This is a genomic window from Phormidium sp. FACHB-592 (genome assembly GCF_014695795.1).
Classification (GTDB): Bacteria; Cyanobacteriota; Cyanobacteriia; order Leptolyngbyales; family Leptolyngbyaceae; genus Stenomitos.
This window is the reverse complement of record NZ_JACJOZ010000106.1, coordinates 102,846-119,682: the sequence shown is the minus strand read 5'-3', so window position 1 is coordinate 119,682 and position 16,837 is coordinate 102,846. Positions and strand designations below refer to the sequence as shown.

Genomic DNA, 16,837 nt, shown 5'->3' with positions numbered 1-16,837 from the left:
TTCTTGCGAAACGTCAAAAAAAGATTAAAAGTTGACTAGAGATCACGAAACAGTTGAGCAAATTTTTAACGCTCGAGCACTCCTAGTGCTTTCAGCAAGCCGACGCAATGAACGGCTGACGGCCTAACACTTCTCTCTGCTTGGCGTAGACTGCCTAACTGTCTTCAACCCTTGACGAAAAACTGCTATCTAAAAAAGCGAAGGTATCATCGTCCCAACAGGGTTCTGGCAAGAGCGACAGTAGCTTGTGTTTCACATCAGCTTCGATCGCATACATATCATCTCGCTGAAACAGTGCAGCTAGCGCTAAAATGTCTCGCTCTCTAAGGGGTGACAGCGGTGCCGCATAGCTATCTAACGACTCACTATCCTTCAGGTTATCAGGCGAGGTGGGTAAGGCAACCCTGCTCCACTTATTCGGTTGTGGTCGCCTTACTGTCTGCCGTTTTGCGACCTGCCGCAAGGCGTAGAGTCCATCTAGATCAGTTTCTGGCAGGCTCGTATTTTTTAGTGAGGCACTTTGACGGTGGGGTGACTGCACTAAGGACGAAGGCCGCACAACTGATCCACTGACTGGCATCTCATAGCGATCGCCCGCTAAGAGCTTTGAGGCTATCGTTGCCGTTGCAGCCATGGGTGATGCTGGATCACGCTCCAAGCTACTTTGATAGCCTGCGGTTAAGCCAGGCGGCTCTTGAGAAAGTTCAATAGGCACAAAAGCTCTATCGTCCTCTGGTGAAGTAAACAACATGGTAAGCACCAAAAAAACTCTGCCGTTGCGACCACTAAAAGGCGCTCGCGTCCCATAGCCCAAAGACCGAACGTACGACAAGAGCAATTACAGAAAGCAACGTAATTTTCAGTAGATGCGCTGATTTCACGTAACAAACCAAGCATTTGAGCCTTCACACCCAGTGAAAGCTAACGTACTCATCCAGCAAACTTCGCCAATGCACCAGACCTCTAAGTATGACAGTTTCGTACCGAAGCAAACGCCAACCTTACTACTCTGTAATCATGACTTTAACAACCACTACTACAGTCAATCTAAGATCGTTCAAATGCTGATAGAAACCATCATCACTTTATTAAATATAGCGGTTATCAATTGTATGCACTACATCTCATAGCACTGTAGCATCAAAGCTAAGATCTGCTGCCTGAGCCATAAAAGAGGACTTTTCAAACGCAATTAATAGCTTAAATCTTACTAAGCTTTTGCACTTTTCATGCTTAAGAGGTAGGAGCACTTTTCATACTTAAGAGGTAGGAGCAACATAGTATGCACGTAGAGCAGTAGAAAAGTATGGCAGTAATCCAGTGATCATGCGGTTATGTCTTCAAGATGGGCACTCTAAGGTAGAAACGGGGGTTAGTTTCTGGCAGCGCTAGCCAGAGTTTGCCTTTACCGACAGAACGCTGATAACAACTCTTGCATAGAGTATCTACAACCAAAGTGTCTGCCAACAATGCTTGCCCTTCAACGGTCATCAAACCGCTTTGGACACTAGGATGAAAGAAGATATGGAGGCAAGCAATGCTCTCAGTCGAGACAGACGCTTTACTAATAATGCTCATCCATCTGTCTAGTGCTGCACGTTCAAGCGCCCGTCTTAAATTGTGAGAGAAAAGTGCTTCGGTCTCACACTGCCTACATTTGGGGTTAGCTATGCTCGATTCACAATCATTGGCTGAATACTCTTCACAAGTGCTGAATGCCTCTGGCAATGCCGAGCTGGAGCAGCGCTTGGGGCTATACCGCGTCTTTTTGAAGCTTTATGAGCATCATCGCAGCCTGTTGGATGAAATCCTGGATTTAGAAAATACTGGCACAAAGTCACGTAAGCACACCGCCTTGCAGTATGTGCAGGGCTTTGTACAGGACCAACAGGTTCGCATTGTTACAAACTTACTTAATGGCAAGACGCAATCGGTGCTGCAACCTCAAAGCATTTGGGTGATCGGTCGCGATCGCAAAATGGCACTATCAATCCAAGATAAGCGCCTGTCTCGTCGTCACGCTGCAATTCAACATATTGCAGATCAAGGCTTTTACCTGATTGACTTCAAAAGTACAAACGGTACCTTTGTTAATGGTGAACCTGTGCAGCACTGCGTCTTGCTCAAAGATGGCGATCAAATTCGTCTGGGCAGTCTTGCATTTACGTTCTTTATCTGCCACAAACCCAAAACAGCGGAGGCACTGCCAGATAATCTGATCAATCAGGTGAATGACGCTCGGCACACGTACCATAGCAGCATGAATGATTCAACGGTTACAGAGTCTGGGTTGCCCTATCCCTCCGCTGACTGGGAAAAACCACTAACTGCTGATGCAAAAGAGACATCTATTTTCCTAAGATCGCCAGGTTCCGGTAAGGCTCTGCCGCCAGAGCCACTACCTTACCCTATTAGCATGACCGAGCAGGCGGACATTTTAGACAGATTTATGCGCCGCCCTACACCAGATAGCCGCAACTAAGCGCCTCACTGACTACCTTTATTCATCGTCGTCGAGCAGTTCATTATCTTCGTCGCCCACCTCAGCCGGGGCGACCGAGTTTGCCGAGACAACGGCACCAATTTCTAGCTTGTGGCGCACTTCTTCCTCAACTTTTTGGGCAACCTCAGGCTTTTCCTCCATATATTTGATAGCGTTATCGCGACCCTGGCTGATATTCTCGCCGCCATAGCTGTACCAAGCTCCTTTACGAACCAGCACGCCTGTTTCTTCAGCAAGGTCAACGAGACAGCCGATCGTAGAGATGCCTTTACCAAAAATTACATCAAATTCAGCAATGCGGAAGGGCGGCGCAACTTTGTTTTTGGCAACCTTCACCTTAACCCGAATGCCAAATTCGTCTGTCCCTTTTTTAAGGGTTTGAATCCGGCGGGTATCCAAACGGACGGAGGCATAGAACTTGAGTGCTTGACCACCAGTCGTGGTTTCGGGGCTACCATATGTAACACCAATTTTTTGCCGCAATTGGTTGATGAAGATGACTGTGCAGCCCGATTTACCCATGTTGCCCGCAATTTTTCGCAGGGCTTGGCTCATTAGACGCGCTTGCAAACCAACGTGAGAATCACCCATTTCACCTTCAATTTCAGCGCGGGGCACTAACGCTGCAACGGAGTCAATGACAATGATTTCGATCGCAGACGATCGCACCAACTGATCAACAATTTCGAGCGCTGCCTCACCTGTATCAGGCTGAGAGATGAGTAGATTGTCGATATCAACCCCAAGTGCTTTAGCATATACCGGGTCAAGAGCGTGTTCAGCATCCACAAAGGCAGCGATCCCGCCTGATTTCTGAACTTCTGCAAGGGCATGAAGCGCTAGCGTCGTTTTGCTTGAACTTTCGGGACCATAAATTTCAATTACCCGACCTTTAGGAAGACCGCCACCGAGGGCAAGATCCAGCGTTAGCGCTCCGGTAGAAATCGTTTCGACTCGCATTCGGGTCGCATCACCCAAACGCATAATGCTGCCTTTGCCAAAGTTACGCTCAATCTGAGTTAGGACGAGGTTTAAGGCTTTGTTCTTGTCGGAGTTATCAGTTTTAGTAGCCATGAGCGCCTCAGTGCGGATTTAGTAAAGCGGAGAGAGGGAGAGAGATCAAAGCCTTTAGACAACGAACCCTATGGCAGTTAGCAATTGCAATTCTACATACCCAACTGTAGAGGGAAAGGCTTTTTGTCCTTCAGGATGACCGATGCCAGCAAGCATTGCTATGACAGCTTGGTTAGGCTAGCTGTCAGTCGAGCCATTAGTTGAAAAAACATGACTGATGCAGAGTCTATAGTTTAGGACGCGATCGGGGATTAGAGGCATTCTATGCTAACTGGTCAGCCGTGAACTGCTTACAGACGGCGATTAGTAGAGGGCAAGTGTACTATCGCAAGGCATCAAGTTTGGCTAGTCTAAAAGAGATGAATGGTAAGTAGGATCGTTTCACAACTCCTTAACGATCTTGCTGCCGTTGCTCAAGCTGCCATGCCAAGAAAACGCTGGTAGAACTGTATTAATGCCATTAGCAAGCCTCCAAATTACATACAATGACCTCCTATCTCCCTAACTTATTGATACCAGATACAGCGCTGTCGGTAGAAGGAATCACTGCTTATATCCAGGCATTGCTGGAGCAAGACAACCACCTCCAACAAGTTTGGGTGACAGGGGAAGTCTCTAGCGCCACCCGCTATCGCAGTGGGTTGTTCTTTACCCTGCAAGATCCTGATGCCAAAGCCGCCATCAGTTGTGTGGTTTGGAACAGTCAACTAGAGCGACTAACGACACTGCCTGCGCAAGGAGAGCAACTCATTGTGCTAGGGCGAATCCATGTGCATCCTCAACGGGGGCAGTATCAACTCATTGTCTGGCAGGCTTTACCAGCAGGCGAAGGTCTGCGAGCATTGCGCTACCGCCAATTACGATCGCGGCTGGAAGCAGAGGGTCTCTTTGATCCAGCGCGCAAACGCCCGTTGCCAGTACATCCCCAAACGATCGCAGTTGTTACATCACCGCAGGCAGCAGCATGGGGCGATATTCAGCGGACGTTGCGGCGGCGGTATCCGGGTTTGCACGTGTTGTTTGCTCCAGCGTTAGTGCAAGGTGATCAGGCTCCAGTCTCGATCGGCAATGCCATTCGACACGTTGGACGAGACGGTAGAGCAGATGTACTAATTCTATCACGTGGCGGCGGTGCGATCGAAGATATGGCGTGCTTCAATGATGAGCGTGTAGTTAGGGCGATTGCCGAGTGCCCCATACCTGTCATTGCTGGAATTGGGCATCAGCGCGATGAGACATTAGCAGATCTAGCAGCCGATGTTTGCGCCCACACACCAACTGCTGCCGCAGAGCAAGCTGTGCCCCAGCTAGCCGACCTTCGGGCGGCACATCAGGAGCGCGTAGTAGCGCTTAGAGGTACCATTATCGATCGCTTGCAAGCGGCACAACGGCAACAGCAACGACTCGGCGATCGCCTGTCCAAACTGCGGCTCGATCGCAAGCTTCAGCAAGAGCAACAACGACTTGATTGGATGCGTAAACGCTTGATGCAAGGTAGTGCGCTGCAAATCCAACAGGCAAACCAGCACTGTCAATCGCTCCGACAAAAACTAGCCACGCTCGACCCAGCAGCCGTCCTCAAACGTGGTTATGCAGTAGTACGAGCAAATGGCACGATCGTCCGTACGGCTCAGGCAGTGGCACCCGGACAAACTCTCGACCTTCAGCTAGGTCAGGGTCAAGTCACGGTTCAGGTGACAGCCGTTCTACCACAATCGCCAGAAAACGAGTAATACTAATTCCCTTTTGACACGCTACAAAGCAAAATCCCCATGCCTGCGACTTCTATCAAGAGCAATAAAGGAGGATCAAGCGCGGGAATGTATAGCCAGCATTTTTTGAATTGGTATTACACGCTCAAAAGAACCCTTAAGCAAATCTGCCAGCAACGGCAAGAAGAGATTTGTGCTTTCCAGGAGTGCCTGCGCTTTAAGAGCGTTCCTCTGCTATATCAGCCTCTAAGGCTTCAGGGTTAGGCACATTTGCCGTAGGAAGGTCAGTAGCCTCTGAGCTAGAGGTACCAGGAACATGCTCTTCTGCTGTGCTAGGGGCTGGACCGCCCGAGGCATTTGGACCTTCTCCTGCTGCTGCGTTCTCGCCTTCTTTGAGTGAAATTGACGGATCATGATTAACAGCGGTTGTTCTAGCTCCGGCATTTTGAGCAATATCATCCGGAATGCCTTGATCGTCAGACGTTGTATCAGTTGCCATTTATTTAACCTTCTAATGCGAGTAAAGACACCACAGACGAAGCATTGCTTATCCATAAAAAAAGCAGCGCTATTGGGCAGCGCTCGTACACGAACGCACTTGGGCGATCGCAAACAGTACGCTTTCTAAACAGACGTTTTTAGTAAGACGTGTGCGTATTTAGAAAAGGAAGTTAACTAAAGCCCAGTAGCTGACCAAGCTGAGTAAAACAGCAAGCCAGATATATAGCGTCTTCATAACCAACAATGATCAAATGAGGAGTGCATGAGTTCTACTCTCAGGGTAAAAATGGAAACCAATCGCTTCATCTCCTAAAAGATAGGGGTGAGCAATTCAAACAACTTAGGCACATTGTTTAGCAACGCTCCCAGTCCTTCAGGTCTATATAGAAATTAAGTTGCTCTCAAAACCTTGAGTTACTCCTAAAAATGTCAAATTTTGTAAAGCAAAGTTTGTCAGAATAAGGGTAGGCAACATCGTCCCTCTTCATCCTATGACCGTCTCCTCATCGCTTCCGCCGACAAATTCTCCAACTGCGACTCAAACCTGGATGTGGCAAGGCTTTCCCATCACCTATCAGGCTCAAGGTACACAGGGAGCCGCCGTTGTGCTGGTACATGGCTTTGGGGCATCGCTCGGTCACTGGCGCAAAAATATACCTGTGCTAGCAGAGAGCTGTCGGGTGTTCGCGATCGACCTCATTGGCTTTGGTGGTTCTGCAAAACCGACTCCAGGTGTACTCAAACCGGGTGAACAGGTGGAGTACACCTTCGAAACGTGGGGACAGCAGCTTGCAGACTTTTGTAAGGAAGTTGTTGGAGAGCCTGCTTTTTTGGTCGGCAATTCAGTTGGCTGTATCGCCGTGATGCAAGCAGTGGTAGACCATCCAGAAATTGGGCGATCGATTGCCTTATTGAATTGTTCACTGCGCCTGCTGCACGATCGTCGTCGGGCAACGCAACCCTGGTTTAAGCGTATGGGCACACCAATCCTTCAGCGTGTGCTCAAGAATAAATGGCTGGGTCAGACGTTTTTTAACCAGCTTGCCAAGCCTGCAACAGTACGAAAAATTTTGCTGAAGGCGTATCGCAATGCCAATATGGTGACGGATGAACTGGTGGATCTGCTGATGTCTCCTGCAAGTGATGTGGGTGCAGCGGCAGTGTTTATCGCGTTTACAGGCTACTCCCAAGGACCGCTGCCAGAAGATTTGCTGGAGAAACTGCCCTGCCCTGCGATTATCTTGTGGGGCGACGCTGACCCTTGGGAGCCAATCGCGCTGGGTAAAGCGTTTGCCGACTATCCTCAAGTGGAGCAGTTCATACCGCTAGAAGGGGTGGGTCATTGTCCTCAAGATGAAGCGCCAGCATTGGTGAACCCAATTTTGCAGGACTGGATTGCGAGGCGATCGGTGCTTTAAACTTACGTTTGCTCAAGGAGCCGTTGCTGGCAGGCACTCTTTATTTTGCAGCCCTGATTTCACAGCGATCGTTCTGACCCGATCAAATGCCCGATAGAATGAGAGAGGGACCGTCAATTTAACGTGTGAGATGCGTGCCAGGTCGTAAATCTGGTGTCATCTGTAGGTTTATGTGCAAACGGTAGCCCGCTCTGGATGACCGCACCTCTACATCTTTGGCTATGACTGTGAACCTGCAACGCCTATTCATGCAACGTCCCCTTCTTGTTGGCGGTAGCCTGCTAGCACTGAGCGCTGGAGGGTTAGACATTCTCCATCACCTTGCAGGCGAATGGGGTCTTTATGCGGTGTTTGCGCTGTTGGGCGCAGCTGGTGTGCAGTGGTTGAACAAACGGTCAGAGCAGAAGCGAACAACCCCTCAAGCACCGCTGATGGTTGATTCTGCAACCATGAAGCGAACGCTGGCAGAGGTCAAGCAGGTGATTACTCGCCTTAAAGCAGAGATTGATGATCCAGCCGAGAAAGTTAGTTGCGCGGCAGCACAGCCTCGTGTATTGCGGTTACAGTCCCAGGTTGCTCAACTGACTAATGATCTGAATCGGGAGGAGCTTCGCATTGCTGTGATGGGCGCAAAGGGCACAGGCAAGACCACTCTCTGCCAGTTGTTGCAGTCAGCCTGGGGTGACGAGGTGCCGCAAACACTGCATTTTAATGAGGTGCCTGGTTTTGATGCGACTACAACGATCGGCTTAACTGCTGACCTTTTGGCACTGCAAGCGGCGATCGCGGCAGATTTAGTGTTGTTTGTGATCACAGGCGACCTTACCGAGTCGGAACTGCAAGTTGTGAAACGCTTGGCTGCTAACAAGCGCACGGTGCTGGTCTTTAACAAGCTGGATCAATACCTGCCCACCGATCGCCAAATAGTCCTGGAGCAACTCCGCCTGCACATGGGGGCAGTACTCTCTGCTGGGGATGTGGTCACGATCGCTACTGCACCTACCCCCATTAAAGTGCGGCAGCATCAGCCCGATGGAGCAGTGAAGGAGTGGCTAGAAGCACAGCCGCCTGCTTTAACTGATCTGACACAGCGGCTAGAGCAGATTTTGGCACAAGAAAGCCAGCAACTGGTGCTAGCAAGCTCTCTCAATCATGCTGTCACTCTTAAAACCCAGGCAAAAACGGTGTTGAGTGATGTCCGTCGTACCCGTGCGTTGCCTGTGGTGGAACAGTTTCAGTGGGTGGCAGCAGGCGCGGCGTTTGCTAGCCCAATTCCGACGCTGGATGTGCTGGCTACGGCTGCAATTAATGCTCAGATGATTCTTGATTTAGGCACGTTGTATCGCCAGAAGTTTTCGCTCCAGCAAGCGCAGAAAATGGCAACAACGCTGGGTAGCCTGATCCTGAAACTGGGTCTGGTAGAGCTTTCGACTCAGGCTATCGCTAGCCTGCTAAAAGTCAATGCCCTCACCTACGTTGCTGGTGGCTGCATTCAAGGTGTAAGCGCCGCCTACTTGACCCGGATTGTTGGCTTGAGCCTGATTGAATATTTCGATGCTCAGGAGCCAAATCTCACGCTTACGGAGGCTAGCCCCTTGGCGATCGAGCGCTTTAGTCAAATTGTGCAATCGGTCTTCCAAAAAAATCAGCAGTTGACGTTTCTGCAAAACTTCGTCTGGCAGGCAATGGAGCGAGTTGTTTCGCCAGCAGCATCCCAGCAGACTCCGCTTACGGCATTGCCGCCGCTCTCTACCCCAACAGCGCCAGCAGAACCCTTACGTCTGCCCCTAAAGACGGCGGTTGCTTTAAGTGAAGCGCTGGGTGAACGCCAAGAAGTTAGTATGCTGGATGAGAATAGATCTAGCGTTCGTCTTTCGGTTTCCAGCCTTGACCCAACCTCTATCGCCTCAAACTGAATTGCCTCCAACTGACCAGACCCCGCGATCGGGGTCAGCCGTGGACCCGCAAGAATCGTATCTCAACCGTGCCCGTAGCAGTTTACGGCAGGCATTGACTCGCTACAATGCGTTCTTTCGTGCGGACAAAAATCGATCGCCCAGCGGCACCGATCGCGAAATGCTTCGTAGCGACCTGGAGCAACTGACCGTGACGCTAAATAAGCTGGAAAGCCAGGTGGTTCGCGTTGCTGTCTTTGGTTTGGTCAGTCGCGGCAAATCGGCAGTGCTGAATGCGCTGCTGGGTCAAAAGCTGCTGCCAACTGGACCGCTCAACGGCGTAACTCAGGCACCGCAATCGATTTATTGGTCGCCAGGAGGCACTGTGGAGAGCGCCGCAACAACCGTTGGCACGATGGCACTAGCCTCTGATACAAAGAGCCTTACGGTTGAACTGATCGACACGCCAGGGCTGGATGAAATCGACGGGCAGGCGCGGGCAAAAATGGCGCAGGACATCGCACGGCAGGCAGACTTGATTCTGTTTGTCGTTGCTGGTGATATTACGCGCACTGAGTATCAGGCGCTCTGTGATTTGCGTCAGGCACAAAAGCCGCTGTTGCTAGTGTTTAACAAAGTCGATCTCTACCCTGACCAAACGCGACAGGCAATCTACCAAAACCTACAGCAGCTTGCCGCCAAGCACGTTGGTGGCATGAAACTTCAGAGCTTGCTGTCGGCAAATGAAATCGTTTTGGTAGCGGCTGATCCGGCTCCGCTACAAATTCGGGTTGAGTCGCCAGATGGTCGCATCACCTACGAGTGGGAAGCTCCACCTGTAGAAATTGATCGCCTGAAGCACAAAATTCTGGCAATTCTGCGGCAGGAAGGACGGACGCTGCTAGCGCTAAATGCGTTGTTTCAAGCACGGGACGCAGAGGCAGCACTGGCAAGCAAAATTCTCGATGTTCGCAATACCGACGCTGAGGCGCTGATCTGGAAGTTTGCCCGTTACAAGGCGATCGCAGTGGGCATCAACCCGATCGCAGTCGTCGATCTCGTTGGTGGAGCCGTATCTGATCTCGCCATGATTCGCGCCCTGTCGGAACTCTACGGCTTACCCGTCACCCGCCACGAAGCCCGTAAGCTTTGGCAAACCATCTTTCTAAGCTCTGGTAGCCTTCTCGTATCTGAATTGGGCAGCGGTCTCTTGCTAGGGCTGGGTAAAAGTGCTGCCGCTGCTGCCGCCGGGATCGAAACCTCCACCAGTTTTTCGGCGTATGCAGGGACAGCGATCGTCCAGGGTGGCATTGCAGGTTATGGAGCCTATGCTGTCGGTCGCGCCGTGCAGGTCTATCTAGAGCAAGGCTGTAGCTGGGGACCGCAAGGATCAAATACCGTCATTCAGGACATTATCAATCAGCTAGAACCCAACACCATTATCTACCGCTTACGGCAGGAATTGAGCCAGCAGCTTGGCTTGCCAGGTTTGTAACCGCTGAAGCATAAACATTAAGCAGCAGTTTCGCTTTTAGCTTTCAGGCTTTAGACTGTTCTGCTGCGACACTTGATGGCAGCATCGTCATACGGCTCTTGCTACCTTTACCGTCTCTGACTACGATTTGCTGTTGAGCAAAGTCAACATCCTTCACTCGCAAGCGCAACCCTTCAATCAAGCGAAGCCGCTCTCATATAATAGCTTCACGACTAATTGATAAACGCTGCCACACTGTTGGAGCAGATCGATGTTATATGTATGTTCTTGCTTCCTAGCAAGGTACAAACTATAAAAGGTTTTTCGTATGACAGCTAGATCTACAAGCTATAAACCTTCTGGCTCTCAAACTCGACCTTGGCTTCGATGGGCAGCACGCAGCTTTGACTTTTTTCTTTTCTCTTTTTTGGTGGGGATCGTTTTAGAACTTATTTACCCATCAGCTTTAAACATTCCTGCTTTAGATATCCTTCTGATATTTGTTTATGTATTTGTAGAACCAACCATGCTTTGTTCTTGGGGAACAACCCCTGGTAAGGCACTCTTCAAAATTCGATTGCGGCGGCAGAATGAAACAAAACTTAACTATTTACAGGCACTAAGCCGTTCTTTTTCAGTTTGGATAAAGGGCCTTGGTCTTGGAGTTCCTTTTATATCCCTGTTCACTTTGTTAAATTCATACAATTGTCTTACTAATGAGGGAATAACTTCATGGGATCGGGATGGTGGTTTTTCTGTTTCACATCAGATTATTAGTCTTCTAAGAACAATTCTTATAGTTCTGCTTTTCCTTTTATTTTTAGTACCTATAGCAGTACGAATAATTGCTGATATCTCTTCTTTAGGAGTCTTGCAATAATAAATTACTCAGAGAAAAGTCTGTAACGACTACTCTGTAGCAGTTCTTGCACCAGAATTGATCAAGCTATTTTTACAAGCTACCTTATGATGTTGTACTTAATAAAGCGGAAGTGCTGTACTTTCAGCCACACAAAAATTGAACGATCGCCAAATGTGTGAGTGTGATTGCCGCTCTGGTAAGGTGCGTTCCCCACTACAACTTCTCACTACTCTGTTAATAAATTTTTGAGAACGCACCAGTTTTATAGACTTTCAGTGCGATCGCCATCGCTGTAGGGTGCGCTCCCTGATACATCCTCTATTGCCCCCATCAATAGATTTCTGGGAACGCACCATGCTTATGAATCTCTTGAAGGCAGCGATCGCAGGCTCTAGCCTAACTCTGATTCTATGAAGCTTATGAACTCGATAATATTGCGGGATTGACCAGAGGCAACATTGGCCTCTAAGCCGATTTGAACATGATGGGGGAAATTAGCTCACTCATGAGCAATCTCGATCATTGTAATGATTGCGCTGCCGTTCAGTTTAGCTTTCACAGAAACAATATATTGATCTAGATCTATCTGTTTCAGGAAACCTTAGCCTGAGCAGCATTTCTCATTTCGTAGTAAGTATTCCACTCAAAAAAATCTGTCGAATCACTGAGTTCGCCAGATTTAAACCGCTGGTGAAAATTCTCCGACGGCATCTGATATTTTGCTTCAAAACCTTTCAATCGACTTTCCAAATCTGCAATCTGTGGTGAAATCGAAGTTTTCTGAACTTTACTTTCCAGCAGTCGCCGTTCTTCATCAGAGAGCGAAAGAATGATTTGTACTAAAGACTCCACTAGTTTCTGATTCATAAGCCACCTCCCACTTATGAACGAAATATTCCAATAACTATAACCAAAAACTTCCCTGTCCCCTCTTTCAGCCTCTCTCAAGGCGTGCCATAATGATGCGACTGTTGTCCGAGCACGCTAATGGTACAAGCACCCCCAAGTTTAGACGCTATCCATAGCGTTTCTAGAGCCTTTGAACCGAATGTCGATATGCACTTTCGGCTGCCTGACCCAGAAGATGAGCTAATCCCCGAACTGGATTTTCAGGAACAAGTAGAGCAGGCATGGCAAGTATGTGATCGCTTCGACCTACAAACCAACATCTGGCGCGGACGCATCTTGCGGGCAGTGCGCGATCGCGAAAAGCGACATGGCGATGGACGTGGCACAGGGTTTCTTAACTGGCTGAAAGACCGAGAAATCAGCAAAAGTCAGGCGTACTCAATGATTGAGTTGGCAAACAGCGCCGATACGCTGCTGGATGGCGGCTATCTAGAGCCAGAGGATGTCAACCAGTTTAGCAAACGTGCCTTTGTCGAAACGGCGCAGTCAGCTCCCGAAGTGCAGCAAATGGTCAGCGATGCAGCGCATCGGGGCGATCGCATCACTCGTCGCGAAGTCCGCCAGCTTTCGGATGACTGGACTGCTATGACATCCGATCTCCTGCCCACTGAAGTCAAGCAGAAAGCGGCTGATCACACGATTCCGGCAAAATACCTGGCTCCGCTAGTGAAGGAAATGCAGAAGCTGCCAGAGAGTCATCAAATCTCCATTCGCGACGCGGTTGCCGAAACGCCCGATGTAGATACGCTGAAGCAAGCCACCTCCGAAGCCCGTTACCTGTGGCGCTATCTCGAAGCGGCGACGAACGTGCAGGCGCTCAATAACCCATCACTAGATCTAGAATTGGCGCTCGAAGAAGCACTCCGTTTGGGTTGCCTTAGTTCCGCTGCCGATCTAGTCAACCATGCAGCCCAGCTTGAGCAGACAGTGACAAAACTCTACCTCACCTGGAAACGCCTCAATGCCTTGTCAGAACGGCTCTATCTCGATAGCGGTGCCAGTACGCCTCATTTGCGATCGCTCTTGAGTTGCCTTTCTCCGTTATCTGGTGACATCATCGAAACTGCCCTCACAGGAGGCGGCGATCGTACGATTCGCTTGCAGATGTTGACGGATACAGAAGCTGCTATGCCTTGAGCTACTGTTACGTCCGACTAAGACACGTCTGACACCAGACCGATACGGGCAACCGCTGTTCCGAAATTGGGAGCGGTTGCCCCGCCTAAAGTCCGCCTTGCCTAGCTCTCGTAAGCCTCCATCGGTAAGCAAGTGCAGACGAGATTACGATCGCCATACGCCTGATCAATGCGCCCCACTGCTGCCCAGAACTTATTGTCGCGCGTCCAGGCGGTTGGGTAAGCAGCTTGCTCGCGAGTATAGGGACGATCCCAGTGATCAGTGAGCAGTGCGGCGGCGGTATGAGGAGCTTGCTTCAGGAGATTGTTTTGGCGATCGACTGTGCCTTCTTCGATCGCACGGATTTCGGCACGAATGGCGATCATGGCATCACAGAAGCGATCAATCTCCTGCTTCGATTCGCTCTCGGTTGGCTCTACCATGATGGTGCCTGCCACAGGCCACGACACGGTAGGCGGATGGAAGCCATAGTCAATCAGCCGCTTGGCAATATCATCCACTTCAATTTCAGCCGTCTTTTTGAACTGGCGCAAGTCTAGAATGCATTCGTGTGCCACCAGACTGTTTTTACCCTTGTAAAGCACAGGGTAGTGCCCCTCTAACCGTTTGGCGATGTAGTTTGCGTTCAAAATGGCAACCTGCGTCGCTTTGGTAAGCCCTTCGGCACCCATCAACGCAATGTACATCCAGGAAATTGGCAGAATGCTGGAACTGCCCCAAGGAGCGGCTGACACGGCACCAATGCCCTGCTTGCCACCAACCGAGACGATCGGATGTTTGGGCAAAAAGGGTAGCAGATGCGCTGCCACGCCGATCGGTCCCATGCCAGGACCACCGCCACCGTGAGGAATACAAAAGGTTTTGTGCAGGTTTAAATGGCAGACGTCTGCGCCAAAATCACCGGGGCGGCACAGCCCGACTTGCGCGTTCAGGTTGGCACCATCCATGTACACCTGCCCACCATTGGCATGAATACATTCGCACATCGCCTGAATGCCTTCCTCGAAAACGCCATGCGTCGAGGGGTACGTTACCATCAGCGCGGCTAAATTGTCCCGATGCTGCTCGGCTTTTGCCTTCAGGTCTGCGACATCAATATTGCCATCACGATCGCACGCCACTGCCACTACCTTCAGCCCTGCCATCACTGCACTTGCAGGATTGGTGCCATGCGCCGACTGCGGAATCAGGCAGATATTGCGGTGCGCCTCGCCCCGTTTTTCATGATATTGACGAATCACCAGTAGCCCTGTGTATTCGCCCTGAGAGCCTGCATTGGGCTGGAGCGAGATGCCAGCAAAGCCCGTAATTTCTGCCAGCCAATGCTCCAGTTGCCCAAAGAGTGCCTGGTAGCCGTGGGTTTGATCCAACGGTGCAAAGGGATGGATCTGCCCAAACTCTGCCCAGGTAATGGGCAGCATTTCAGCCGTGGCATTGAGCTTCATGGTGCAGGAGCCAAGAGGAATCATCGCCGTGGTCAGCGACAGATCTTTGGACTCCAAGCGATGCAGATAGCGCAGCAGTTCCGTCTCGGAGTGATACGCATTGAAAACGGGATGTGTCAGGTAAGGCGTAGACCGCAGCAGCGATGCAGGAAGGAGGGAGCGGGAAGAGGCAGCCAGCAAGTCTTCTGGAGTAAAGTGGGTGACTTCTGCACCTGCAAAAACCTGAAAGAGCGCTAGCAAGTCATCCGATGAAACGGTTTCATCGAGAGAAATGGTGAAGGTGTGGGCATCCAGTTGCCGCAGGTTAATCTTATGAGAATGTGCCCGCCGGATGACTTCGGGTGCTTTGCCATTGGGGACGGTCACTCGCAGCGTGTCAAAGAAGGGTTCGGCACTGGGCGCGTAACCCAACCGCCGCAGACCTTCTGCCAGAATAACTGTGAGCTGATGGACCCGATCGCCAATCCGCCGCAGACCTTGGGGACCGTGGTACACAGCATACATACTGGCAACGATTGCTAGTAGCACCTGCGCTGTACAAATATTGCTAGTAGCTTTGTCGCGTCGGATGTGCTGTTCGCGGGTTTGTAGAGCAAGACGCAGGGCAGGAGAGCCATGCACGTCTTTAGAAACTCCGACCAAACGACCCGGCAACTGGCGCTTAAAGGCATCCTTTGTCGCGAAATAGGCAGCATGAGGACCGCCATAGCCCAGCGGTACACCAAAGCGTTGAGTGTTGCCGATCGCAATATCAGCCCCAAACTCTCCAGGCGGCACCAGCAGCGTCAGGCTCAGTAAATCGGCTGCGACCGTAACTAAGGCACCAGCAGCATGGGCGCGATCGCAGAATGCTCGATAGTCGTAAATGGCTCCATCGGTTGCCGGATATTGCAGCAGCACACCAAAGACGGGCTGATCAAACTGAAACGTACGGTGGTCGCCCACAAGCACCTCAATGCCCAACGGTCTGGCACGAGTTTGCACAACAGCGATCGTTTGGGGATGACACGCTTCAGAAACCCAAAAGGCATTTGCCTTCGTCTTGCTTACGCCGTAGCTCATCGCCATTGCTTCTGCTGCTGCCGTTGCTTCATCAAGCAGAGAGGCATTCGCAATTTCTAGCCCCGTCAGGTCGGTCACCATCGTCTGGAAGTTGAGCAGAGCCTCCAGCCGTCCCTGAGCAATTTCGGGCTGATACGGCGTGTATTGGGTATACCAACCGGGATTTTCAAGAATGTTGCGCTGAATAACGGGTGGCGTAATGCAGTTAGAGTAGCCCATGCCAATGAAAGAGCGGAACACATGATTTTCCTGCGCCAGTTCCTTCAGGGCTGCTAGCAACTCGTATTCGGCTTTGCCAGCTTCTAGACGCAATGGCTTCCGTAGCCGAATCCCACGCGGAATGGCTGCATCCATCAAAGCTTCGAGACTATCGAAGTCGATCGCAGCTAACATCTGGTCAAGATCACTATCGCGCGGACCAATGTGGCGATCAACAAAAGAATCAGTGTAAACGAGGGGGTTGAGTAAGGGATGCGAACTAAAGGATGAGGGTTGATGGGTAGAGCCGCTGACCGTTTTCGGATCGGTGCCCTTGACCTCCGGTTGGCGTTCACTCGCACTGGGTTGGGACGGAGAAGGCTCTAACATAGACGGCTCTGGCATTAGGATGTTAGCGAACAAGGTAGCGCTTAATCGGGTGCAGTTAGCAATGCTACACACTACGGCAGACTACTTTCATATTCTGCAATATCTGAGCAAAAAGCGCTGGGAGACAGAGTAAAAGGTAAAAACAGTGAGTCCGAAGAAGGAATAAGGCAAGCGAAAGGCTAAGAGGTCAGATTCAGTCAACAGAGCTAACTCAAACGCTCCTCATCCCTCCTTTCGCCCAACTCAAAACATTTAGC

At 50.5% G+C, this 16,837-nt stretch carries 13 protein-coding genes; 7 read left to right on the top strand and 6 right to left on the bottom strand.

What is annotated here, in order from left to right:
- Positions 1-154: 154 nt before the first annotated feature.
- Together H6F86_RS31815 and H6F86_RS30040 are read right to left on the bottom strand one after the other, a co-directional pair.
- On the bottom strand, positions 155-751 hold the full coding sequence (locus H6F86_RS31815) for a hypothetical protein (protein WP_199305587.1): 597 nt from the start codon (positions 749-751) through the stop codon (positions 155-157).
- 581 nt (positions 752-1,332) lie between these two features.
- Positions 1,333-1,578 carry a hypothetical protein gene (locus H6F86_RS30040; protein ID WP_190454909.1) on the bottom strand — a complete coding sequence of 82 codons (246 nt, stop codon included), beginning with the start codon at positions 1,576-1,578 and terminating at the stop codon, positions 1,333-1,335.
- Positions 1,579-1,669: 91 nt separating this feature from the next.
- Between H6F86_RS30040 and H6F86_RS30035 the strand changes: the two genes are divergently transcribed.
- The gene (locus tag H6F86_RS30035) at positions 1,670-2,482 is read left to right on the top strand and encodes an FHA domain-containing protein (RefSeq protein ID WP_190454906.1); all 813 of its coding nucleotides are present in this window, start codon (positions 1,670-1,672) and stop codon (positions 2,480-2,482) included.
- 18 nt (positions 2,483-2,500) lie between these two features.
- Here H6F86_RS30035 and recA read toward each other — a convergent pair whose 3' ends face one another.
- Positions 2,501-3,577, bottom strand: coding sequence for a recombinase RecA (recA, locus tag H6F86_RS30030; RefSeq protein WP_190454902.1), 1,077 nt, complete (start codon positions 3,575-3,577; stop codon positions 2,501-2,503).
- Positions 3,578-4,062: 485 nt separating this feature from the next.
- On the opposite strand from recA, the gene xseA reads away from it, so the two are divergent.
- Complete coding sequence (gene xseA, locus H6F86_RS30025; protein WP_190454899.1) at positions 4,063-5,310, top strand: exodeoxyribonuclease VII large subunit; 1,248 nt, start codon at positions 4,063-4,065, stop codon at positions 5,308-5,310.
- A 196-nt stretch (positions 5,311-5,506) separates the two neighbouring features.
- Here the strand turns inward: xseA and H6F86_RS30020 are convergent, their stop codons facing one another.
- Positions 5,507-5,788, bottom strand: a complete 282-nt coding sequence (locus H6F86_RS30020) for a hypothetical protein (RefSeq protein WP_190454896.1) — start codon at positions 5,786-5,788, stop codon at positions 5,507-5,509.
- Positions 5,789-6,281: 493 nt separating this feature from the next.
- On the opposite strand from H6F86_RS30020, the gene H6F86_RS30015 reads away from it, so the two are divergent.
- From H6F86_RS30015 to H6F86_RS29995, 4 genes are all read left to right on the top strand, one after another.
- Complete coding sequence (locus H6F86_RS30015; RefSeq protein WP_190454893.1) at positions 6,282-7,208, top strand: alpha/beta fold hydrolase; 927 nt, start codon at positions 6,282-6,284, stop codon at positions 7,206-7,208.
- A 248-nt stretch (positions 7,209-7,456) separates the two neighbouring features.
- A complete protein-coding gene (locus H6F86_RS30010; RefSeq protein WP_242033767.1) occupies positions 7,457-9,124 on the top strand; it encodes a DUF697 domain-containing protein in 1,668 nt (555 codons plus the stop codon).
- On the top strand, positions 9,096-10,598 hold the full coding sequence (locus H6F86_RS30005; RefSeq protein ID WP_242033766.1) for a GTP-binding protein: 1,503 nt from the start codon (positions 9,096-9,098) through the stop codon (positions 10,596-10,598). Before H6F86_RS30010 ends, H6F86_RS30005 begins: the two co-directional genes overlap by 29 nt.
- A 307-nt stretch (positions 10,599-10,905) precedes the next feature.
- The gene (locus tag H6F86_RS29995; RefSeq protein WP_190454885.1) at positions 10,906-11,457 is read left to right on the top strand and encodes an RDD family protein; all 552 of its coding nucleotides are present in this window, start codon (positions 10,906-10,908) and stop codon (positions 11,455-11,457) included.
- A 573-nt stretch (positions 11,458-12,030) separates the two neighbouring features.
- On the opposite strand, the gene H6F86_RS29990 is transcribed toward H6F86_RS29995, so the two are convergent.
- Complete coding sequence (locus tag H6F86_RS29990) at positions 12,031-12,306, bottom strand: hypothetical protein (protein ID WP_190454883.1); 276 nt, start codon at positions 12,304-12,306, stop codon at positions 12,031-12,033.
- A gap of 189 nt (positions 12,307-12,495) precedes the next feature.
- Here H6F86_RS29990 and H6F86_RS29985 point away from each other — a divergent pair, with 189 nt between their 5' ends.
- Positions 12,496-13,485, top strand: coding sequence for a hypothetical protein (locus tag H6F86_RS29985; RefSeq protein WP_190455366.1), 990 nt, complete (start codon positions 12,496-12,498; stop codon positions 13,483-13,485).
- A 101-nt stretch (positions 13,486-13,586) separates the two neighbouring features.
- Here H6F86_RS29985 and gcvP read toward each other — a convergent pair whose 3' ends face one another.
- Positions 13,587-16,580 (bottom strand): aminomethyl-transferring glycine dehydrogenase, encoded by a 2,994-nt coding sequence (gcvP, locus tag H6F86_RS29980; protein WP_190454881.1) that lies wholly within the window; start codon positions 16,578-16,580, stop codon positions 13,587-13,589.
- Positions 16,581-16,837 lie beyond the last annotated feature (257 nt).